Annotated in this window: 20 protein-coding genes; 4 read left to right on the top strand and 16 right to left on the bottom strand. The window is 71.2% G+C overall.

Features of this window, described 5'->3' with window-relative positions; genetic code table 11:
- Window positions 1–14: 14 nt before the first annotated feature.
- The 3 genes from ACGFZL_RS27080 to ACGFZL_RS27070 are packed head-to-tail and all read left to right on the top strand — an operon-like array spanning window position 15 to window position 3,854.
- Window positions 15–767, top strand: a complete 753-nt coding sequence (locus tag ACGFZL_RS27080) for a TIR domain-containing protein (protein WP_393695534.1) — start codon at window positions 15–17, stop codon at window positions 765–767.
- Window positions 764–2,704, top strand: coding sequence for an ABC transporter substrate-binding protein (locus tag ACGFZL_RS27075; RefSeq protein WP_393695532.1), 1,941 nt, complete (start codon window positions 764–766; stop codon window positions 2,702–2,704). Before ACGFZL_RS27080 ends, ACGFZL_RS27075 begins: the two co-directional genes overlap by 4 nt.
- A gap of 40 nt (window positions 2,705–2,744) precedes the next feature.
- Window positions 2,745–3,854, top strand: a complete 1,110-nt coding sequence (locus tag ACGFZL_RS27070; RefSeq protein WP_393695530.1) for a hypothetical protein — start codon at window positions 2,745–2,747, stop codon at window positions 3,852–3,854.
- A 57-nt stretch (window positions 3,855–3,911) separates the two neighbouring features.
- Here the strand turns inward: ACGFZL_RS27070 and metK are convergent, their stop codons facing one another.
- From metK to pyrR, 13 genes are all read right to left on the bottom strand, one after another.
- Complete coding sequence (gene metK, locus ACGFZL_RS27065) at window positions 3,912–5,120, bottom strand: methionine adenosyltransferase (RefSeq protein WP_355173014.1); 1,209 nt, start codon at window positions 5,118–5,120, stop codon at window positions 3,912–3,914.
- 240 nt (window positions 5,121–5,360) lie between these two features.
- On the bottom strand, window positions 5,361–6,563 hold the full coding sequence (gene coaBC, locus ACGFZL_RS27060; RefSeq protein ID WP_393695528.1) for a bifunctional phosphopantothenoylcysteine decarboxylase/phosphopantothenate--cysteine ligase CoaBC: 1,203 nt from the start codon (window positions 6,561–6,563) through the stop codon (window positions 5,361–5,363).
- A 119-nt stretch (window positions 6,564–6,682) separates the two neighbouring features.
- A complete protein-coding gene (rpoZ, locus tag ACGFZL_RS27055; protein WP_003977348.1) occupies window positions 6,683–6,955 on the bottom strand; it encodes a DNA-directed RNA polymerase subunit omega in 273 nt (90 codons plus the stop codon).
- 71 nt (window positions 6,956–7,026) lie between these two features.
- On the bottom strand, window positions 7,027–7,620 hold the full coding sequence (gene gmk, locus ACGFZL_RS27050; protein WP_355173010.1) for a guanylate kinase: 594 nt from the start codon (window positions 7,618–7,620) through the stop codon (window positions 7,027–7,029).
- A 37-nt stretch (window positions 7,621–7,657) separates the two neighbouring features.
- Window positions 7,658–7,981, bottom strand: a complete 324-nt coding sequence (locus ACGFZL_RS27045) for an integration host factor (RefSeq protein ID WP_030810589.1) — start codon at window positions 7,979–7,981, stop codon at window positions 7,658–7,660.
- A 224-nt stretch (window positions 7,982–8,205) separates the two neighbouring features.
- The gene (gene pyrF / locus ACGFZL_RS27040; RefSeq protein ID WP_393695526.1) at window positions 8,206–9,045 is read right to left on the bottom strand and encodes an orotidine-5'-phosphate decarboxylase; all 840 of its coding nucleotides are present in this window, start codon (window positions 9,043–9,045) and stop codon (window positions 8,206–8,208) included.
- Window positions 9,042–10,184 (bottom strand): quinone-dependent dihydroorotate dehydrogenase, encoded by a 1,143-nt coding sequence (locus ACGFZL_RS27035; RefSeq protein WP_393695524.1) that lies wholly within the window; start codon window positions 10,182–10,184, stop codon window positions 9,042–9,044. The genes pyrF and ACGFZL_RS27035 overlap by 4 nt, the downstream gene beginning before the upstream one ends.
- 98 nt (window positions 10,185–10,282) lie before the next feature.
- Complete coding sequence (gene carB / locus ACGFZL_RS27030) at window positions 10,283–13,591, bottom strand: carbamoyl-phosphate synthase large subunit (RefSeq protein ID WP_355173004.1); 3,309 nt, start codon at window positions 13,589–13,591, stop codon at window positions 10,283–10,285.
- A complete protein-coding gene (gene carA / locus ACGFZL_RS27025; RefSeq protein WP_355173002.1) occupies window positions 13,584–14,726 on the bottom strand; it encodes a glutamine-hydrolyzing carbamoyl-phosphate synthase small subunit in 1,143 nt (380 codons plus the stop codon). Before carA ends, carB begins: the two co-directional genes overlap by 8 nt.
- Window positions 14,723–15,289, bottom strand: coding sequence for a hypothetical protein (locus ACGFZL_RS27020; RefSeq protein ID WP_393695521.1), 567 nt, complete (start codon window positions 15,287–15,289; stop codon window positions 14,723–14,725). The genes carA and ACGFZL_RS27020 overlap by 4 nt, the downstream gene beginning before the upstream one ends.
- Window positions 15,286–16,572 (bottom strand): dihydroorotase, encoded by a 1,287-nt coding sequence (locus tag ACGFZL_RS27015; protein WP_393695519.1) that lies wholly within the window; start codon window positions 16,570–16,572, stop codon window positions 15,286–15,288. The genes ACGFZL_RS27020 and ACGFZL_RS27015 overlap by 4 nt, the downstream gene beginning before the upstream one ends.
- A gap of 5 nt (window positions 16,573–16,577) precedes the next feature.
- Window positions 16,578–17,558: an aspartate carbamoyltransferase catalytic subunit gene (locus ACGFZL_RS27010; protein ID WP_355172996.1), complete on the bottom strand. Its 981-nt coding sequence runs from the start codon at window positions 17,556–17,558 to the stop codon at window positions 16,578–16,580.
- Between the two features lie 103 nt (window positions 17,559–17,661).
- A complete protein-coding gene (pyrR, locus tag ACGFZL_RS27005) occupies window positions 17,662–18,243 on the bottom strand; it encodes a bifunctional pyr operon transcriptional regulator/uracil phosphoribosyltransferase PyrR (protein ID WP_355172994.1) in 582 nt (193 codons plus the stop codon).
- A 309-nt stretch (window positions 18,244–18,552) separates the two neighbouring features.
- On the opposite strand from pyrR, the gene bldD reads away from it, so the two are divergent.
- Window positions 18,553–19,053 (top strand): transcriptional regulator BldD, encoded by a 501-nt coding sequence (bldD, locus tag ACGFZL_RS27000; RefSeq protein WP_355172992.1) that lies wholly within the window; start codon window positions 18,553–18,555, stop codon window positions 19,051–19,053.
- Between the two features lie 84 nt (window positions 19,054–19,137).
- Here bldD and nusB read toward each other — a convergent pair whose 3' ends face one another.
- From nusB to ACGFZL_RS26985, 3 genes are read right to left on the bottom strand one after another with little or no spacing between them, the layout of a single operon-like run.
- Entirely contained in the window at window positions 19,138–19,572 is a 435-nt protein-coding gene (gene nusB / locus ACGFZL_RS26995) for a transcription antitermination factor NusB (RefSeq protein WP_355172990.1), read from the bottom strand.
- A gap of 2 nt (window positions 19,573–19,574) precedes the next feature.
- Window positions 19,575–20,141, bottom strand: a complete 567-nt coding sequence (gene efp, locus ACGFZL_RS26990; RefSeq protein WP_355172988.1) for an elongation factor P — start codon at window positions 20,139–20,141, stop codon at window positions 19,575–19,577.
- Window positions 20,142–20,199: 58 nt separating this feature from the next.
- Entirely contained in the window at window positions 20,200–21,306 is a 1,107-nt protein-coding gene (locus tag ACGFZL_RS26985; protein ID WP_355172986.1) for an aminopeptidase P family protein, read from the bottom strand.
- Window positions 21,307–21,343: the final 37 nt, after the last annotated feature.

The following is a 21,343-nucleotide window of genomic DNA, read 5'->3' as shown; positions in this document are numbered from 1 at the left end:
GAAGGGATCCGTACATGCACGAGATCTTCGTCAACTACCGGACCGAGGGCGGGAAGCCCCTCGCCCACATGTGCCACGGAATGCTCGAGGACCGATTCGGTGAGGGCAGTGTCTTCCTCGCGCGGAGGTCGATCGATGTGGGGGCCGACTTCGCCGACGCCCTGATTCGCGGAGCACGCGGGTGCCGGGTGCTGTTGGCCCTGATCGACGACAAGTGGCTGGACGCCCCGGATCGGCGGCGTCCCGGGAGACGGGCCCTGGACAACCCCGACGACTGGGTGCGCCGCGAGATCGAAGAGGCCCTGAAGTCGGGCGCACTGGTCGTCCCACTCTTCGTGAGCCGGAAGGTGGAGCAGTTGGATGCACGCCGTCTGCCGCGGACGCTCGCCGAACTGGCGGAGTGCCAGTACCTCCGCGTGGGGCTGGACACCCTGGAGGCGGATCTGAGGCGGCTGGCGGACAGCCTCGCACGCCGGGTCCCCGCGCTCGCGGCCCTGGACCGTACTCCTCCGCGAGCAGGCGCCGAGGACGCCCGGCAGGACCCGCGTACTCACACCCAGTACCAAAGCGGCGGTATCGGAAGCGTCGGCGGCTCGGTGGGAACGTACGTGCAGGAGGCACACGCCCCCTTCCACTCCGGCCGCGGCGACATCCACAGCGGCCCGCGCATAGAGGGAGACGGAACCAACTATGTGGCGGGCGACAACCATGGAGGGATCCGACAGGGGTTCGGGACCCGTGCCCCACGCGGAGGCGAGAACCGGTGACGGAGACCATCGGCTCCTTCGTGGGAGAGGCCTACGGGTCCGTCCACAGCGGTGACGGCAACCAGTACAACTTCTACTTCGAGAAAGCCGCGCACTGGCTCCGGAGCGAGGCGCGAAAGCGCCCTCGCTCGATCGCCGAGCAGGACCGGCGACATCTTGCCGAACGCTTCGTGCCCCCACCGGGCCTCCAGCGCGCCCGGGCGCGCCTGCACGTCGAACGCACGGTTCTGGTCGACGGCCTTTCGGGCAGCGGGCGTCGGGCGGCGGCTCTGATGCTGCTGCACGAGCTGCCTGCCGGCGAGGGCACTCTCCACGAGTTGCCGGACACCTCGGACGACGACACCGGACCGGCGCTCGACGCCCGGTACATCGGCCGGGACGACCGGTTGCTGCTCGATCTCTCCGAGACGGACGAGGCCAGGTATCTGGCGGTGCAGAACGCCCTGTCGGACTTCAGGAGCGCCGTGGTCGCCAGAGACGCCCATCTCGTGGTGATCGGGCCGCATCACCTCAACTACCTCCTTCGCGAGGAGTTGCGGCACCTCACGACAGAGCTGGGGCGCCCGGGTGCCGGACGGGTCCTGGCCGTGCACCTCAAGTGTGCGGGCATCCAGCCCGACGAGGCGGCACTCGGCGGCACGGAACTCGCCGGCTTCCTGACGCGGGCGCCCCTGCGGGACGTGGCGGCGCTGGCCGACCGCATCAGGCGGTTCAGGGACACGTCGTCGGCCGACCGCGGGCTTGCGGACTGGCTCAGGCGGTCGCTCGAAGATCAGCACGACCAGAGCGGACGAGTGGCCGCCGACTTCGCCGCAGCACACAGCGGACGCCATCGAGCGCTACAACTGGCCGTCGCCATGTTCCACGGGGCCACTCCGGACATGGTCCTCCAAGCGGCGAACGCGCTGCTGGAACTGCTCAGCCATCCGCCCGACCCCACCCCTCGCCTGGACCAGGCGGACCTGGCGGCGGAGCTTGCGGCCGTGCAAGCCGCAGGTGACCCGGACGGCCGGGTCCGCTTCACCATCGCCGGTTACGGCCGTGCCGTGCGACAGCACTTCTGGACGTTTCTCCCGGACATCCGGCGACAGCTGCGTGACTGGCTCATGCGGCAGGCGGCCGACCCTGCGCTGGATCCAGAGGTCAGGCGCGTCGCCGTCGGCCATTTCGTCCAGCAGACGTTGCGCGTGGCGCACCCCGAGGACCTCGCCTGGGTGGTGGAACGCTGGACGTCGTCGGGGGCCCCGGCGCGTCTCATTCCCGAGGCCGCCCGCGTCCTCGCGCTGGGGCTCGACAACGAGCACCACGGCCGCTTCTTCCGGCAGCGCGTCTACGACTGGGCGACGTCCGCGGACACCAGTGTGCACTGCAGCAGAGTGCTGGTCATGGTGTGTGAGCAGACCATGGCCGGTTCACATCCCGATCAGGCTCTCGTCCGTCTGCATCACCTGGCTCGCGGTCGCGACGACGGTGTGCGGTCGGCGGCCCGGCAAGCGGTGCTCAGGCTGACGGCCTGCGACGACCGGCTGTACCAGCTGATGCTGAAGCGGCTCGAGACCGGTATCACATACCGATTGTCGGCCGCTGACCTCGGCCTTTTCGTTGAGCTTGCCGACCCCGGTCGTCTCCTCGGCCGCCACAGCGTACGCGCCTCGCTGGCCGCCTGCTGGGCGGGCGTGCTCCGCGGCCGGGCCGACTGGACGACGCTCGTAGGCCTCTGGCTCGACGCCGGCCGCACCGGCCGGGGCCGGGACCTGGTCGCGGATGTGCTGGTGACGGCCTGTGCCAGGGACCCTCGCCTACTCGGCCGGCTGTATCGAGTGACCCGCGACTGGCTCGGCCTCCGGCCGGATGCTGACAGGACCGACATGGTGTCCAGGCTCTTGCGGACGATCAACGCCGCTCAGGGTCTCGAGGACTACGACCGGACGGGTTGACTCCGCTCTCCGGCACCCTTGATCTCGACAGGAGCTACTCATGAGTTCCGGCCACAGGGCCATGACCTTCTTCGTCGCCCTCCTCCTCGGCCTCGTACTCGTCATACTCGGGCTGGCCATGAGCTGGCCCGGATGGGCCTGGCCTGCCGCGGGCGGGGTGCTGCTGCTCGCGGCGGTGGCGGTCGGCAAGCTGCTCATCCCCAGGCACCCGGCGCGTGTCCCCGAGCTGCTCGCACATCCCGATCTGCCGCTGCCGCAGGCGCAGCGCCAGGAGTACCGGATCACGCATGTGGCACTGCCGAGCTGCGTGCCGGACTACGACTTCTCGTTCTCCGCCACCGTGCAGTGGCAGGTGCTAGACATGCCCGACGACGCGCCGGTGATCAATCCGGCGGGGCTCGCGGTCGACGCCGTACTGGAGCGGGCCCGTGTCGTCACCGCGCTCCAGCCGCCTCATCGCAGCAGCCTGGCCCAGCACCAGCTCGACGGTGCCCTGGCGACGATGTACGCGGATGACACGGGGCGGGTGACGGCTATGGCGCACAGCGTCGAACTCGGCCTCCCCCAGCAGGACCGGGAGCGGCTCTCCCGCCTGTCGAACGTACGCAAGGACGAGGACGTCTGGGAGCACGAGCGCCATTACGAACGGAACAAGCGGGCATACCTGGGCGACGACGTCCTCAAGGACACGGGCAGTGCGGTCGTCTGGTGGCTCTCACGCAACGACGAGGAGATCGAGGGCGCGGTCGAGCGCATCGGCATGCTCGCGCAGTTGTCGGCAGCGGCGCGGAACGAACCGGTGGCGCCACTCTTCGAGCACCTGGCATATCCGCAGGACAGCCCGGTGTCCGGAAGTGGCGAAGGCCACGAGACCGGAACGGGGTCGGAGGGCCCGGATGCCGGGCAGGACGGCCCTGCTTTCGAACCGCTCTTCGCGACGGACACGTTGTTGTCCTGGTTCGGCGTCGCGCCCGACGATCCCGACCGGGACCTGTTCGCCACCCGGCTCGCCGACGTGGCGAGGGCGCACGGCAAGACGCATGCCGAGGAAACTCTGATGAAGAGCAGCGCGACGGCTGAGCCGCCCGTGGACGACAGCGAGGACCGCGCGGGCCCCCAGCCTCCCGACGCCGCTGAACCGTCCCCCTAGGCACGCCGAGGCCCGGCGCCCCCGGACAGGGGACACCGGGCCTCGGTGCGGTGTGGGTTACAGGCCCGTCGCCTCGCGCAGGGCGTCCACGCGGTCCGTGCGCTCCCACGTGAAGTCGGGGAGTTCGCGGCCGAAGTGGCCGTACGCCGCGGTCTGGGCGTAGATCGGGCGGAGCAGGTCGAGGTCGCGGATGATGGCGGCCGGGCGGAGGTCGAAGACCTCGTCGATGGCCTTCTCGATCTTCTCCGGGTCGACGGTCGCCGTGCCGAAGGTCTCCACGAAGAGGCCGACCGGCTCGGCCTTGCCGATGGCGTAGGCCACCTGGACCTCGCAGCGGGAGGCGAGGCCCGCGGCGACGACGTTCTTCGCGACCCAGCGCATCGCGTAGGCGGCGGAGCGGTCGACCTTGGACGGGTCCTTGCCGGAGAAGGCGCCGCCGCCGTGGCGGGCCATGCCGCCGTAGGTGTCGATGATGATCTTGCGGCCGGTGAGGCCGGCGTCGCCCATCGGGCCGCCGATCTCGAAGCGGCCGGTCGGGTTGACCAGGAGGCGGTAGTTCTCGGTGTCGAGCTTGATGCCGTCGTCGAGCAGCGCCTTCAGCTCCGGCTCCACGACGAACTCGCGGATGTCGGGGGCGAGCAGCGACTCCAGGTCGATGTCGCTGGCGTGCTGGGAGGAGACGACGACGGTGTCCAGGCGGACCGCCTTGTCGCCGTCGTACTCGATGGTGACCTGGGTCTTGCCGTCGGGGCGCAGGTAGGGGATGGTCCCGTTCTTGCGGACCTCCGAGAGGCGGTTGGACAGCCGGTGCGCCAGGAAGATCGGCAGCGGCATCAGCGTCGGCGTCTCGTCGGAGGCGTAGCCGAACATCAGGCCCTGGTCGCCGGCGCCCTGCCGGTCCAGCTCGTCCTCGTCGCCCTCGACGCGGTTCTCGTACGCCGTGTCGACGCCCTGCGCGATGTCCGGGGACTGCGCGCCGATGGACACGGAGACGCCGCAGGAGGCGCCGTCGAAGCCCTTCTTCGAGGAGTCGTAGCCGATCTCCAGGATCTTGCCGCGGACCAGCGTGGCGATGTCCGCGTAGGCCTTGGTGGTGACCTCGCCGGCCACATGCACGAGGCCGGTCGTGATCAGGGTTTCGACGGCGACCCGGGACGTCGGGTCCTCGCGCAGAAGCGCGTCGAGAATCGTGTCGCTGATCTGGTCAGCGATCTTGTCGGGGTGACCTTCGGTCACCGACTCCGAGGTGAACAGGCGACGGGACACAACGCTCCCTGGGGTTGCAGCGGCTGCTGGCTGATCATTGGTGGACGGCACGGGGAGCTGCACCCGGAGACGTCCGCGAACAGTTTATCGGTCGCATCGCACCACGGGCCCACCCGTCTCGCCTCTCGGAAGGGCTGTGACCTGCGGCACGCGCATTGTGCCCAATGGCGCCCGCTCTTGACCAGAGCCGCCACGCCAGGACACACGGCGTTCACCGGCACCGCGCGGGGAATCGGTCATTCAGCCCAGCCTCCGGACCACGAGGTCCCAGACGATGTCGGCCAGCGCCTCCTTGGGCCCGTGCGCCACCGGCGTGTCGGTGCCGTCGGCGCCGAGCACCACCGCCTCGTTCTCCTCCGCGCCGAAGGTCTTGCGCTCCCCCACCTCGTTGACCACCAGCAGGTCGCAGCCCTTGCGCTTGAGCTTCGCCCGGCCGTTGGCCAGCACGTCGTCCGTCTCGGCGGCGAAGCCGACGACCACCTGCCCGGGCCTGGGCCGGTCGGCGGAGACCTCGGCGAGGATGTCCGGGTTGCGCACCAGGGCGATGGGCGCCGGCTCCTGGTCGTCCTTCTTCTTGATCTTGCCGGCGGCGTACGCGGCCGGGCGGAAGTCGGCGACCGCGGCGGCCATGACCACCGCGTCGGCGTCCGCCGCGGCGCTCAGCACGGCCGTGCGCAGCTCCTCGGCGGTGCCCACCGCGACCACGTCCACTCCGGCCGGGTCCGGCAGCGCGGCGTTGGCCGCGACCAGCGTGACGCGGGCGCCGCGGGCCGCGGCGGTGCGGGCGAGGGCGTAGCCCTGCTTGCCCGAGGAGCGGTTGCCGAGGAAGCGGACCGGGTCGAGGGGCTCCCGGGTGCCGCCGGCGCTGACCACGACGTGCCGGCCGGCCAGGTCGGGCTCCGCGGCGCCCCGGGCGAGGACGCGGCGGCAGACCTCGAAGATCTCGCCGGGGTCGGGCAGCCGCCCCTTGCCGCTGTCGGCGCCGGTGAGGCGGCCGACGGCCGGCTCGACGACGCGGGTGCCGCGGCGGCGCAGCGTCGCCACGTTCTCCCGGGTGGCGGGGTGCTCCCACATCTCGGTGTGCATGGCGGGGGCCAGGACGACCGGGCAGCGGGCCGTGAGCAGGGTGTTGGTGAGCAGGTCGTCGGCGAGGCCGTGGGCCGCCTTGGCCAGCAGGTCGGCGGTGGCCGGGGCGACCACGACCAGGTCGGCGTGCTGGCCGATGCGGACGTGCGGCACCTCGTGCACGTCGTCCCACACCTCGGTGGAGACGGGGTTGCTGGACAGCGCCGACCAGGTGGGGGCGCCGACGAAGCGCAGCGCGGAGGCGGTGGGGACGACCTGGACGTCGTGCCCCGACTCGGTGAGTCTGCGCAGCAGCTCGCAGGCCTTGTAGGCGGCGATGCCGCCGCTGACCCCCAGAACGACCTTGGGCTTGTGCACCGTCTCTCCCCGGACCTCGGACTTCCTGCGTCTTTCCGTCCCCATCACACACCACAGGCCCGGCGGACGCGCCGCCGGGCCTGTGGAAAACTCGCGATGAAGCTGACGAACTGACGGTACTACTGCGCCGGGCCCTCGATGGCCTCGGAGGTCAGCAGACCGGCGTTGATCTCACGCAGGGCGATCGAGAGCGGCTTCTCGTGGACGTGGGTGTCGACGAGGGGGCCGACGTACTCCAGCAGGCCCTCACCGAGCTGCGAGTAGTACGCGTTGATCTGGCGGGCCCGCTTGGCCGCGTAGATCACGAGGCTGTACTTCGAGTCCGTGGCCTCGAGCAGCTCGTCGATCGGCGGGTTGATGATGCCCTCGGGCGCGGAGATGGAAGAGGACACGCTCTACCTTCCGATGGATGGGAAAGATTCGATCGTGCGGATCACACCGATCACACGATCACGGGTGACGATCACACGACGTCCGTCAAGGCTAGCAGCTCGCGCGCCACGTCCTCGACGGAGGTGTTGACCAGGGTCTCGTCGAACTCCGACTCGGCGGCCAGTTCCACCCTGGCCGTGGTGAGCCGGCGTTCGATGACCTCCGGCGGTTCGGTGCCGCGGCCGGTGAGCCGGCGCACCAGCTCCTCCCAGGAGGGCGGGGCCAGGAAGACCAGCCGCGCCTCCGGCATGGACTCCCGCACCTGGCGGGCGCCCTGGAGGTCGATCTCCAGGAGGACCGGCGCGCCGGCCTCCAGGCGCTCGAGCACGGCCGCGCGTGGCGTGCCGTAGCGGTTGCCGGCGAACTCGGCCCACTCGAGCAGCTCGCCGTTGGCGATCAGCTTGTCCATCTCCTCGTCGGAGACGAAGAAGTAGTGGACGCCGTGCCGCTCACCGGGGCGCGGGGCGCGGGTGGTCGCGGACACCGACAGCCAGAGCTCGGGGTGTTCCTTGCGCATATGAGCGACGACCGTGCTCTTGCCGACCCCGGAGGGGCCGGAGAGCACGGTCAGCCGCGGACGAGCGTCCGGGGGCGCGGGGGTCGTCCCCCGGGGTGTTGCAGCCATGCAGCGATTATTCCAGCAATACCGCAGTGGTCCTGACTCAGCTGCCGGTGCTGCCGAACTCGCGCTCCAGGGAGGCGATCTGGTTGGACCCGAGGCCGCGGACCCGGCGGCTCTCGGAGATTCCCAGCCGCTCCATGATCTGCTTGGCGCGGACCTTGCCCACGCCCGGCAGGGACTCCAGGAGGGCCGAGACCTTCATCTTGCCGATGACCTCGTTCTCCTGGCCCTGCTTGATGACCTCGTGGAGGGAGGCGCCGGAGTGCTTGAGTCGATTCTTGACCTCGGCCCGCTCCCGGCGAGCCGCGGCGGCCTTTTCGAGCGCGGCTGCGCGCTGTTCAGGGGTAAGGGGCGGAAGAGCCACGCCTACGTCACCTCGGATGTCGAACTGTCGGATACGGACCGGTGAGGAAGCTGGTCGCCCCACACCAGGTGAGCCGCGAGCAACACACTCACCCACGGGCTCTCGACGGAGACTAGCGGTCAAGTCCGCCAGAGTCAGCGAGAACAGCGGAAAAGTCCTGGTCAGCCTCCAGGAGGCCGGGCATTTAGGACATACTGCCTCGGAAATCCGGATCGAGCCAGACTCTAGGCCCCCGCGACGGCCGTTCCGATCTCCTCGGCGAGGCGTTCCGCGGCCGTACGCAGGGCCGTCACGTCCGGTCCGTGGCGCAGCACGCCCCGGCTGGCGTTCGGCACCACGTTGCGCACCGCGGCGCCGAAGACGCGCGGGAGATCCGCGGGGGTGGCGCCCTGGGCGCCGATTCCGGGGGCCAGCAGGGGGCCGTTCACGTCCAGGTCGTAGGAGGAGAGGTCGCCGAGCGTCGCGCCGACCACCGCGCCGAACGAGCCCAGCGGCTCCTCTCCCGCGTTCTCGGCGGCCAGGTGCGCGAGCATCGTCGCCGCCACGTTCCGCCCGTCCGTCCGGACGGCGTGCTGGACCTCGCCGCCCTCGGGGTTCGAGGTGAGCGCGAGGACGAACAGGCCGGAGCCGTGCTCCCGGGCCAGCTCGACGGCGGGCTTCAGGGAGCCGTAGCCGAGGTAGGGCGAGACGGTGAGCGCGTCGGAGAACAGCGGGGCGTCCTTGTGCAGGAAGGACTCGGCGTAGGCGGCCATGGTGGAGCCGACGTCGCCGCGCTTGGCGTCCATGACGACCAGCGCCCCGGCGGCCCGTGCATCCGCGACCGACGTCTCCAGGACGGCCACCCCGCGCGAGCCGAAGCGCTCGAAGAAGGCGCTCTGCGGCTTGAGCACGGCGACCCGGTCCGCGACCGCCTCGACCACGGTGCGGCTGAACCGCTCCAGGCCGGCCACGGTGTCGTCCAGGCCCCACTCGGCGAGCAGCGAGGCGTGCGGGTCGATGCCGACGCAGAGCGGGCCGCGCTCGTCCATCGCTCGGCGCAGTCGGGCGCCGAAGGGCTCGGTCATGCGTTCTTCCTCACGTCGGAGTGCTTCGTCACGTCGGAGCGCTTCCTCACATCGGCGCCCACCGCGTCGGCGAGGGTGGCGTACGGGCTCTGCCGCAGCCGGGCCGCGAGGCCCTTGTGCACGGCGCGGGCCCAGAAGGGTCCCTCATAGATGAAGGCGCTGTAGCCCTGGACCAGCGTGGCGCCGGCCAGGATGCGCTGCCAGGCGTCCTCGGCGGTGGTGACGCCGCCGACGCCGACCAGGGTGATCCGGTCGCCCACGCGCGCGTAGAGGCGGCGCAGCACCTCCAGGGAGCGCGCCTTGAGCGGGGCGCCGGAGAGGCCGCCGGTCTCCTGGACCAGGGCCGGCTCGGAGCGCAGCCCCAGTTCCTCGCGGGCGATGGTGGTGTTGGTGGCGATGATGCCGTCCAGGCCCAGCTCCACGGCGAGGTCGGCGACCGCGTCCACGTCCTCGTCGGCGAGGTCGGGCGCGATCTTGACGAGGAGCGGTACCGGGCGCCCCGGCACGGCCCGGTCTGCGGCCTCGCGCACCGCGCCGAGCAGCGGGCGCAGCGCCTCGGTGGCCTGGAGGTTCCTGAGGCCCGGGGTGTTCGGGGAGGAGACGTTGACGACCAGGTAGTCGGCGTGCGGGGCGAGGCGCTCGGCGGACTTCACGTAGTCGGCGACGGCCTCGTCCTCGGGGACGACCTTGGTCTTGCCGATGTTGACGCCGACGACCGTGCGGAAGACCGGCGTGCGGGAGGCCAGGCGGGCCGCGACGGCGAGCGAGCCATCGTTGTTGAAGCCCATGCGGTTGATCAGCGCGCGGTCCGCGACCAGGCGGAACAGCCGCTTCTTGGGATTCCCGGGCTGCGGCTCGCCGGTCACGGTGCCGATCTCGACGTGGTCGAAGCCGAGCATGGACAGGCCGTCGATGGCGACGGCGTTCTTGTCGAAGCCTGCGGCGAGGCCGAAGGGGCCGTGCATGCGCAGCCCGAGCGCCTCGGTGCGCAGTTCCTTGTGGCGGGGCGCGAGGGCGGCGGCGGCGAAGGTGCGCAGGACGGGGACACGGGCGAAGAGCCGGATCCAGCGGAAGGCGAGGTGGTGGGCGCGCTCGGGGTCGAGGCGGCGGAAGACCTGGCGGAAGAAGAGTTCGTACATCTCTCTCGGTGTCCTCGGCGAAGCTCGGGAGGGGCGTCGAGCCCGAAGGGGCTCATGAAGAGGGGGACACCGTGAGCCGGTGTCCCCCTCGTCTGCCGCTAGTCGCGGGCCGCGGTCAGGAAGGCCGCGTGCTCTTGCAGCGAGCGCACTCCCACGTCGCCGTGGTTGAGGGCGTCGATGCCCTGGACCGCCGCGGCGAGCGCCTGCACGGTGGTCAGGCAGGGCACGGAGCGCGAGACGGCCGCCGTGCGGATCTCGTAGCCGTCGAGGCGGCCCCCGGTGCCGTACGGGGTGTTGACGATGAGGTCGACCTCGCCGTCGTGGATGAGCTGGACGATGGTCTTCTCGCCGTTCGGTCCGGTGCCCTCGGACTGCTTGCGCACCACGGTGGCGCTCAGGCCGTTGCGGCGCAGCACCTCGGCGGTGCCGGAGGTGGCGAGCAGCTCGAAGCCGTGGGCGACCAGCTCGCGGGCCGGGAAGATCATCGAGCGCTTGTCCCGGTTGGCGACCGAGATGAAGGCCCGGCCCTTGGTGGGCAGCGGCCCGTAGGCGCCGGCCTGCGACTTGGCGTAGGCGGTGCCGAAGACCGAGTCGATGCCCATGACCTCGCCGGTGGAGCGCATCTCCGGGCCGAGGACGGTGTCGACGCCGCGGCCGTGGATGTCCCGGAAGCGGGACCACGGCATGACGGCCTCCTTGACGGAGATCGGCGCGTCCAGCGGCAGCTCGCCGCCGTCGCCGTTGGCCGGGAGCAGGCCCTCGGCGCGCAGCTCGGCGATGGTGGCGCCGAGCGAGATGCGGGCGGCGGCCTTGGCCAGCGGCACCGCGGTCGCCTTGGAGGTGAAGGGCACGGTCCGCGAGGCGCGCGGGTTGGCCTCCAGGACGTAGAGGATGTCGCCGGCCAGCGCGAACTGGATGTTGATCAGGCCGCGCACGCCGACGCCCTTGGCGATGCCCTCGGTGGAGGCGCGCAGCCGCTTGATGTCGAAGCCGCCCAGGGTGATCGGCGGCAGGGCGCACGCCGAGTCGCCGGAGTGGATGCCGGCCTCCTCGATGTGCTCCATGACGCCGCCGAGGTACAGCTCCTCGCCGTCGTAGAGGGCGTCCACGTCGATCTCGATGGCGTCATCGAGGAAGCGGTCGACCAGGACCGGCCGGGAAGGGCTGATCTCGGTGGACTCCGCGATGTAGGACTCCAGGCGGGTCTCGTCGTAGACGATCTCCATGCCGCGCCCGCCGAGCACATAGGACGGCCGCACCAGGACCGGGTAGCCGATCTCGTCGGCGATGGCCTTGGCCTCGGCGAAGGTGGTGGCGGTGCCGTGCTTGGGAGCGGGCAGCCCCGCCTCCTTCAGGACCCGGCCGAAGGCGCCGCGGTCCTCGGCGGCGTGGATGGCCTCCGGGGAGGTGCCGACGACCGGCACGCCGTTGTCCTTGAGCGCCTGGGCGAGGCCGAGCGGGGTCTGGCCGCCGAGCTGCACGATGACGCCGGCGATGGGCCCGGCCTGCGCCTCGGCGTGCACGATCTCCAGGACGTCCTCCAGGGTGAGCGGCTCGAAGTAGAGCCGGTCGGAGGTGTCGTAGTCGGTGGAGACGGTCTCCGGGTTGCAGTTGACCATCACGGTCTCGTACCCGGCGTCGCTCAGCGCGAAGGAGGCGTGGACGCAGGAGTAGTCGAACTCGATGCCCTGGCCGATGCGGTTCGGGCCGGAGCCCAGGATGATCACCGCGGGCTTCTCGCGGGGCGCGACCTCGTTCTCCTCGTCGTAGGAGGAGTAGAAGTACGGGGTCTTCGCGGCGAACTCCGCGGCGCAGGTGTCGACCGTCTTGTAGACCGGGCGGACGCCGAGCGCGTGCCGGACCTCGCGGACGACGTCCTCGCGCAGGCCGCGGATCTCGGCGATCTGGTGGTCGGAGAAGCCGTGCCGCTTGGCCTCGGCGAGCAGGTCCGGGGTCAGCTCGCGGGCGGCGGCCAGCTCGTCGGCGATCTCCTTGATGAGGAAGAGCTGGTCGGTGAACCAGGGGTCGATCTTCGTGTACGCGAAGACCTCCTCGGGTGTGGCGCCGGCCCGGATGGCCTGCATGACGGCGTTGATCCGGCCGTCGGTGGGCCGGACCGACTCCTCCAGGAGGGCCTGCTTGTCGCCGGGGTCGCCGACGAAGGTGAACTGGCTGCCCTTCTTCTCCAGCGAGCGCAGCGCCTTCTGGAACGCCTCGGTGAAGTTGCGGCCGATGGCCATGGCCTCGCCGACCGACTTCATGGTGGTGGTGAGGGTGGAGTCGGCGGACGGGAACTTCTCGAACGCGAAGCGGGGCGCCTTGACGACCACGTAGTCGAGCGTGGGCTCGAAGGAGGCCGGGGTCTCCTGCGTGATGTCGTTGGGGATCTCGTCCAGGGTGTAGCCGACGGCCAGCTTGGCGGCGATCTTCGCGATCGGGAAGCCGGTCGCCTTGGAGGCGAGCGCCGAGGAGCGCGAGACGCGCGGGTTCATCTCGATGACGATGACCCGGCCGTCCTCCGGGTTCACCGCGAACTGGATGTTGCAGCCGCCGGTGTCCACGCCGACCTCGCGGATCACGGCGATGCCGATGTCCCGCAGGATCTGGTACTCGCGGTCGGTGAGCGTCATCGAGGGCGCGACGGTGATCGAGTCGCCGGTGTGCACGCCCATCGGGTCGAAGTTCTCGATGGAGCAGACGACCACGACGTTGTCGTGCTTGTCGCGCATCAGCTCCAGCTCGTACTCCTTCCAGCCGAGGATGGACTCCTCCAGGAGCACCTCGGTGGTCGGCGAGAGGGTGAGGCCCTGCCCGGCGATGCGGCGCAGCTCCTCCTCGTCGTGGGCGAAGCCGGAGCCGGCGCCGCCCATGGTGAAGGACGGGCGGACGACGACCGGGTAGCCGCCCAGCTCCTCGACACCGCGCAGGACGTCGTCCATGGAGTGGCAGATGTAGGAGCGGGCCGACTCGCCGTGGCCGATCTTCTTGCGGACCTCCTCCACGACGCCCTTGAACAGGTCGCGGTCCTCGCCCTTGTTGATCGCCTCGACGTTGGCGCCGATCAGCTCGACGCCGTACTTCTCGAGGGTACCGGCCTTGTCGAGGGAGATCGCGGTGTTGAGCGCGGTCTGGCCGCCGAGGGTGGGCAGCAGGGCGTCGGGGCGCTCCTTGGCGATGATCTTCTCGACGAACTCGGGGGTGATCGGCTCGACGTAGGTGGCGTCGGCGATCTCCGGGTCGGTCATGATCGTGGCCGGGTTGGAGTTCACCAGGACCACGCGCAGGCCCTCGGCCTTGAGCACGCGGCACGCCTGGGTGCCGGAGTAGTCGAACTCGGCGGCCTGCCCGATGACGATCGGGCCGGAGCCGATGACCAGGACGGACTGGATATCGGTGCGCTTAGGCACGCTGGCCCTCCATCAGGGTGACGAAGCGGTCGAACAGGTAGGCGGCGTCGTGCGGACCCGCCGCCGCTTCGGGGTGGTACTGGACGCTGAAGGCCGGCTGGTCGAGCAGCTGGAGGCCCTCCACCACGTTGTCGTTGAGGCAGACGTGGGAGACCTCGGCGCGGCCGTAGGGGGTGTCGGAGACCTTGTCGAGCGGGGCGTCGACGGCGAATCCGTGGTTGTGCGCGGTGACCTCGACCTTGCCGGTCGTACGGTCCTGCACCGGCTGGTTGATGCCCCGGTGGCCGTACTTCAGCTTGAAGGTGCCGAAGCCGAGGGCGCGGCCGAGGATCTGGTTGCCGAAGCAGATGCCGAACAGCGGGGTGCCGCGCTCCAGGACGCCGCGCATCACGGAGACCGGGTGGTCGGCGGTGGCGGGGTCGCCGGGGCCGTTGGAGAAGAACACACCGTCGGGCTGGACGGCGTAGACGTCCTCGACGGTGGCGGTGGCCGGCAGGACGTGCACCTCGATGCCGCGCTCGGCCATCCGGTGCGGGGTCATGCCCTTGATGCCGAGGTCGACGGCGGCGACGGTGTACTTCTTCTCACCGACCGCCGGGACGACGTACGCCTCGGTGGTGGCGACCTCGGCGGCGAGGTCGGCGCCGGCCATCTCGGGGGCCTCGCGGACCTTGGCGAGGAGCGCCTCGTCGGCGGCGAGCGCGTCGCCGGAGAAGACGCCGACGCGCATCGCGCCGCGCTCGCGCAGGTGGCGGGTGAGGGCGCGGGTGTCGACGCCGGAGATCCCGACGACGCCCTGGGCAGCCAGCTCCTCGTCGAGGGAGCGGGTGGAGCGCCAGTTGGACGGCACGCGCGCGGGGTCGCGCACGACGTAGCCGGAGACCCAGATCTTGCGGGACTCCATGTCCTCGTCGTTGACGCCGGTGTTCCCGACGTGCGGGGCGGTCATCACCACGACCTGGCGGTGGTAAGAGGGGTCGGTGAGGGTCTCCTGGTAGCCGGTCATGCCGGTGGAGAACACGGCTTCGCCGAAGGTGGCCCCCACGGCCCCGTAGGCGCGGCCCCGGAAGATCCGGCCGTCCTCCAGGACGAGTACGGCGGGAGCCTTCGCGGCTCCCCTGGTGGAGGTCGTCATCGTGCGCCTTCCGTTTCCGTCTTCTCGATCATGTCGTTCAGGATGTCGACCCACTCGCGGTGCTCGGCCGCGTGGTCCGAGCGGAAGCCGGAGTCGATCAGCTTGTCGCCGTGCGCCCAGGTCACCACCAGCAGGCCGCCCTCGGTGAGGACCTTGCCGGCGATGCCCTTGTCGAGCCGGGCGCCGCGCAGTGCGGCGGTGGGGACGAAGAAGTCGTCCGCACCGGGGCGTACGACGTCCAGTCCCGCGTCGGTCAGCGTCAGCTCGGCACGGCTGCGGGTGCCCAGGCCGCGGGCCACGATGCGGTCCAGCCACTGCCCTGCGGTGGTGGAGCCGTGGTAGCGGCCGCTCATCGTCAGTCTGGCCTCGCCCGGGGCTTCCGGCGACGCGGGCAGCTCCGGGAGGTCGCCCTGGAGGGTGCCGCGCCACTTCCAGCCCTCGCGCATCAGCCAGTAGACGAGCGCGACGAAGAGGCCGAGGCCGACCACCCAGCCGACCCGGGCGGCCCAGTCGGTCACGTCCGCCGATTTCTGCTCGGCGGCCAGCAGGATCACAGGGGTCACGTGAGCTTCCCGTCGACGAGGGTGGCCTTGCCCCGCAGCCAGGTGTGCGTGACACGGCCCGGCAGCTCGCGCCCCTCGTAGGGGGTGTTGCGGCTGCGCGAGGCGAAGCCCGCGGGGTCCACCTGGCCACGGTATGCCGCGTCGACCAGGGTGAGGTTGGCGGGCTCACCTGCCGAGACGGGACGGCCCTGGCCGGCGGCCTGCCCGATGCGGGCCGGGGCGAAGGACATGCGGTCGGCGACGCCGGCCCAGTCCAGGAGGCCGGTGGCCACCATGGTCTCCTGCACCACCGACAGGGCGGTCTCCAGGCCGACCATGCCCATGGCGGCGGCGGCCCACTCGCAGTCCTTGTCCTCGTGCGGGTGCGGGGCGTGGTCGGTGGCGACGATGTCGATGGTGCCGTCGGCCAGCGCCTCGCGCAGCGCCATGACGTCGCGTTCGGTGCGCAGCGGCGGGTTGACCTTGTAGACCGGGTTGTACGAGCGCACCAGCTCGTCGGTGAGCAGCAGGTGGTGCGGGGTGACCTCGGCGGTGACCTGGATGCCGCGGGACTTGGCCCAGCGCACGATCTCCACCGAGCCGGCGGTGGAGAGGTGGCAGATGTGCACGCGGGAGCCGACGTGCTCGGCGAGCAGCACGTCCCGCGCGATGACCGACTCCTCGGCGACGGCCGGCCAGCCGCCCAGGCCCAGCTCGGCGGAGACGACGCCCTCGTTCATCTGGGCGCCCTCGGTCAGCCGGGGCTCCTGGGCGTGCTGGGCGACAACGCCCCCGAACGCCTTCACGTACTCCAGGGCGCGGCGCATGATCACCGCGTCGTGGACGCACTTGCCGTCGTCGGAGAAGACGGTGACGCCGGCCGCCGACTCGTGCATGGCGCCCAGCTCGGCGAGCTTGGCGCCCTCCAGGCCGACGGTGACGGCGCCGATGGGCAGCACGTCGCAGTAGCCGGACTCCTTGCCGAGCCGCCAGACCTGCTCGACCACGCCGGCGGTGTCGGCGACGGGGAAGGTGTTGGCCATGGCGAAGACGGTGGTGTAGCCGCCGCTCGCCGCGGCGCGGGTGCCGGTCAGCACGGTCTCGGAGTCCTCGCGGCCGGGCTCGCGCAGGTGGGTGTGCAGGTCGACCAGGCCGGGGAGGAGCACCTTGCCGCCGGCCTCGACGACCTCGGCGCCGTCCGCCGACAGGCCGGTGCCGACCTGGGCGATGGTCTCGCCGTCGATCAGCACGTCCTGCGGCTCGCCGCCCAGCACCTGCGCACCGCGGATCAGGATCTTGCTCATGGGTCTTACTTCTCCTCGGTGGGGCGGGCGTGGGTGACGGCGGGCTCATTGCCGCCGAGCAGCAGGTAGAGGACGGCCATGCGGATGGAGACGCCGTTGGCGACCTGCTCGACGACCGTGCAGCGGTCGGAGTCGGCGACCTCGGCGGTGATCTCCATGCCGCGCACCATCGGTCCTGGGTGCATGACGATGGCGTGCTCCGGCATCCGGGCCATCCGGTCGCCGTCCAGGCCGTAGCGGCGGGAGTACTCGCGCTCGGTGGGGAAGAACGCGGCGTTCATGCGCTCGCGCTGCACCCGCAGCATCATCACCGCGTCGGACTTGGGGAGCGTGGAGTCGAGGTCGTAGGAGACCTCGCAGGGCCAGTTCTCCACGCCGACCGGCACCAGGGTGGGCGGGGCGACCAGGGTGACCTCGGCGCCCAGGGTGTGCAGCAGGTCGACGTTGGAGCGGGCGACCCGGCTGTGCAGGACGTCCCCGACCAGGGTGATGCGCCGCCCGGCGAGGTCCCGGCCGAGCCCGGCGTCGCGGCCGACCAGGCGGCGGCGCATGGTGAAGGCGTCCAGGAGGGCCTGGGTGGGGTGCTGGTGGGTGCCGTCGCCGGCGTTGATCACGGCCGCGTCGATCCAGCCGGAGGTGGCGAGGCGGTAGGGGGCGCCGGAGGCGCCGTGCCGGATGACGACGGCGTCGACGCCCATCGCCTCCAGCGTCTGCGCGGTGTCCTTCAGGGACTCGCCCTTGGAGACGCTGGAGCCCTTGGCGGTGAAGTTGATGACGTCGGCGGAGAGCCGCTTCTCGGCGGCCTCGAAGGAGATCCGGGTGCGGGTGGAGTCCTCGAAGAACAGGTTGACGACGGTACGGCCGCGCAGGGTGGGCAGTTTCTTGATCGGCCGGTCGGCGACCCGGGCCATCTCCTCGGCGGTGTCGAGGATCAGGACGGCGTCGTCGCGGGTGAGGTCGGCGGCCGAGATGAGATGGCGCTGCATCTGTCAGGCTCCGTAGGACGGTTCGAATCGGGAGGACTCGGAAGGACTGGGGCGGATCAGCGGGCGCGCGGGCATGCCGAAGCGGCCCGGCGTGCGCGGTTCGCTACTGCTCGGCCTTCACACCGAGCAGCACGGTGTCGCGACCGTCCTCCTCGGCGAGCTGGACCTTGACCGCCTCCCGCAGCGACGTGGGGAGGTTCTTGCCGACGTAGTCGGCGCGGATGGGCAGCTCGCGGTGGCCGCGGTCGACCAGGACGGCGAGCTGCACGGCGCGGGGGCGGCCGAGGTCGTTCAGCGCGTCCAGGGCGGCGCGGATGGTGCGGCCGGAGAAGAGCACGTCGTCGACGAGGACCACCAGGCGGCCGTCGAGCCCGTCGCCGGGGATCTCGGTGCGGGCCAGCGCGCGGGGCGGGTGCATGCGCAGGTCGTCGCGGTACATGGTGATGTCCAGCGAGCCGACCGGGACCGGGCGCTCGGTGATCTGCTCCAGCTTGTCGGCGAGCCGCCGGGCGAGGTAGACGCCCCGGGTCGGGATGCCGAGGAGCACCACGTCGTCGGCGCCCTTGGCGCGTTCGACGATCTCGTGGGCGATGCGGGTCAGTACCCGCGCGATGTCGGGGCCCTCCAGAACGGGCCGGGCATCGGTCGCAGCCGCGTGGGCTTGCGGGTTCGCGTGCGTGTCCATACGAAACGGACCTCCTTCTCCGCCTCACGGGACGGCTCTTAAAGGACGTCGGATTTGCGCCACCTACGCTACCAGGCCCGCCGGGCACCCCGCGCCGCACCCCGGCGGCCCCGCCTCACCCGTTCGCCGCAGCGCCGTCACCCGGGTGCAGCAACGGGGTGCGGTTACCACGGAAGCGTCGGTGTGGACCATTCGGCTTGACGCAGCAGAGTAACGCTGCGTAACCTCACAGTGAGTTACCAGCCGCGCGGGCTCGCACCACAGCACACCGCACCGCACACCGCGTCGACACCTTGTCCGGGGAGCCATATGTCCAGCGAATACGCCAAGCAGCTCGGGGCCAAGCTTCGGGCCATCCGCACCCAGCAGGGCCTTTCCCTCCATGGTGTCGAGGAGAAGTCCCAGGGCCGCTGGAAGGCCGTCGTGGTGGGTTCGTACGAGCGCGGCGACCGTGCCGTGACCGTGCAGCGCCTCGCCGAGCTGGCGGACTTCTACGGCGTCCCCGTGCAGGAGCTGCTGCCGGGCACCACCCCGGGCGGCGCCGCCGAGCCGCCGCCGAAGCTGGTCCTCGACCTGGAGCGCCTCTCCTCGGTCCCGGCCGAGAAGGCGGGCCCGCTGCAGCGCTACGCGGCCACCATCCAGTCGCAGCGCGGCGACTACAACGGCAAGGTGCTCTCGATCCGCCAGGACGACCTGCGCACCCTCGCCGTCATCTACGACCAGTCCCCCTCCGTCCTCACCGAGCAGCTGATCAGCTGGGGCGTGCTGGACGCGGACGCCCGCCGCGCGGTGTCCCACGAAGAGGTCTGAGCGCCAGGCGCGCACCGACGCCGAGGGGCCCGCAGCAGGGATGCTGCGGGCCCCTCGGCGTCTCGGGGTGTCCGGAAGCGCCGGTCAGTCCTCGTCGCGGCGCAGCGAGGGCTTCAGCTCCTTCAGCCGGCCGAGGAGGCCGTTGACGAAGGCGGGCGACTCGTCGGTGGAGAACTCCTTCGCCAGCTGCACCATCTCGTCCAGGACGACGGCGTCCGGGGTCGCGTCGACCCAGATCAGCTCGTAGGCGCCGAGCCGCAGGATGTTGCGGTCGACGACCGGCATCCGGTCGAGCGTCCAGTCCACCGCGTACTGGGCGATCAGCTCGTCGATGCGCCGGGCGCGCTCGGCGTAGCCCTCGACCAGCTCCATGGTGTACTCGCTCACCGGCGGCTGCCGGGTGTCGGACCGGGAGTGCCGCACCCAGTCCGCGAGGACGGTCAGGACGTCGGTGCCCCGCTGGTCGCCCTCGAAGAGGATCTGGAAGGCGCGCTTGCGGGCCGTGTTGCGGGCGGCCACGGTTAGCTGTTCACCCGGCCGAGGTAGTCGCTCGTGCGGGTGTCGACCTTGATCTTCTCGCCGGTGGTGATGAACAGCGGGACCTGGATCTGGTGCCCGGTCTCCAGGGTGGCCGGCTTGGTGCCGCCGGTGGAGCGGTCGCCCTGGACGCCCGGCTCGGTCTCCTGGATGGTCAGCTCGACGGCGGCGGGCAGCTCGACGAAGAGCACCTCGCCCTCGTGCTGCGCGACGGTGGCGGAGAAGCCCTCGATGAGGAAGTTGGCGGCGTCGCCGACGGCCTTGCGGTCGACCATCAGCTGGTCGTAGGTCTCCATGTCCATGAAGACGAAGTAGTCGCCGTCCATGTACGAGAACTGCATGTCGCGCTTGTCGACAGTGGCCGTCTCGACCTTGACACCGGCGTTGAAGGTCTTGTCGACCACCTTGCCGGAGAGCACGTTCTTGAGCTTGGTGCGCACGAAGGCCGGGCCCTTGCCGGGCTTGACGTGCTGGAACTCGACGACGGACCAGAGCTGGCCGCCTTCGAGCTTGAGCACCAGGCCGTTCTTGAGGTCGTTCGTGGAAGCCACGGTTGCGGAATCTCCTGGACTGACGTGGACGACCCCGGAGGTTGCGCACAGCGCGTGGCTAGAGCGCGAGCAGCTCCTTGGTCGTGATGGTGAGTAGCTCGGGTCCGCCGTCCGCCTCGGGGCGCACGACGAGCGTGTCATCGATCCGGACACCGCCCCGGCCCGGGAGGTGGACCCCCGGTTCGACGGTGACCGGCACACAAGCGTCCAGTTTACCCATGGCCGCCGGGGCCAGTTGCGGGTCCTCGTCGATTTCCAGTCCGACCCCGTGCCCGGTGAGCGCCGGGAGGTTCTCGGCGTACCCGGCGGAGTCCAGCGGCTGCCGGGCGGCGCGGTCCACGTCCCGGCAGACGGCGCCGGGGACGAGGGCCTCGCGGCCGGCCCGCTGGGCGGCGAAGACCAGCTCGTACAGCTCGATCTGCCAGTCGGCCGGCGAGGTGCCGATGACGAAGGTGCGGCCGATCTCGCAGCGGTAGCCGCGGTAGGTGGCGCCCAGGCACACGGAGAGGAAGTCGCCCTCCTCCACCCGCCGGTCGGAGGGGCGGTGGCAGCGGCGGCCGGAGTTGGGTCCGGTGCCCACCGAGGTCATGAAGGCGGGGCCGTCGGCGCCGTGGTCGACCAGACGGCGCTCCAGCTCCAGGGCGAGATGCCGCTCGGTGCGGCCGACGAGGATGGACTCCAGGAGTTCGCCGAGGGCCTGGTCGGCGATCTCCGCGCCGATCCGCAGGCAGGAGATCTCCTCCTCGTCCTTGACCACCCGCTGCTGCTCCACCGCGCCGCCGAGGTCGGTCAGGCGCAGCCGCGGGGCGACCGAGCGCATCGCCCGGTGCCGGGCCACGGTGAGGTGGTGGTCCTCGGTGGCGAGCGAGTCGGCGCCCTGCGCGGCGGCGAAGCCCGCGGCGGCCACCGCCGCGTCGCCCCCGGGGCCTGGCAGCGCCCTGACCGGCAGCGATTCGTCGGGCCTGCCCTGGACCGGCCGGTCGTCGGGCGGACCCGAGCAGACCAGCACGTCCTCGGTGCGGCCGAGGAGGAGCACGGCGCCGTGCGGGGCGGCGCCCGCGAGGTAGCGCACGTTGGCGGGCCGGGAGACGAGCGCCGCCGCGCTGCCGCCCGCGTTGCAGCGTTCTCTTAGGCGCGTCCGGCGGGCCTCGTACACCTCTGACATGAGCCGAGCGTACGAGCGGCGGCGGGATGGCGCCGGT

It is taken from the genome of Streptomyces sp. NPDC048182, from assembly GCF_043202555.1.
In the GTDB taxonomy this organism is placed as follows: domain Bacteria; phylum Actinomycetota; class Actinomycetes; order Streptomycetales; family Streptomycetaceae; genus Streptomyces.
The sequence above is the reverse complement of the archived record's forward strand: the minus strand, read 5'-3'. Positions and strand labels throughout refer to the sequence as shown.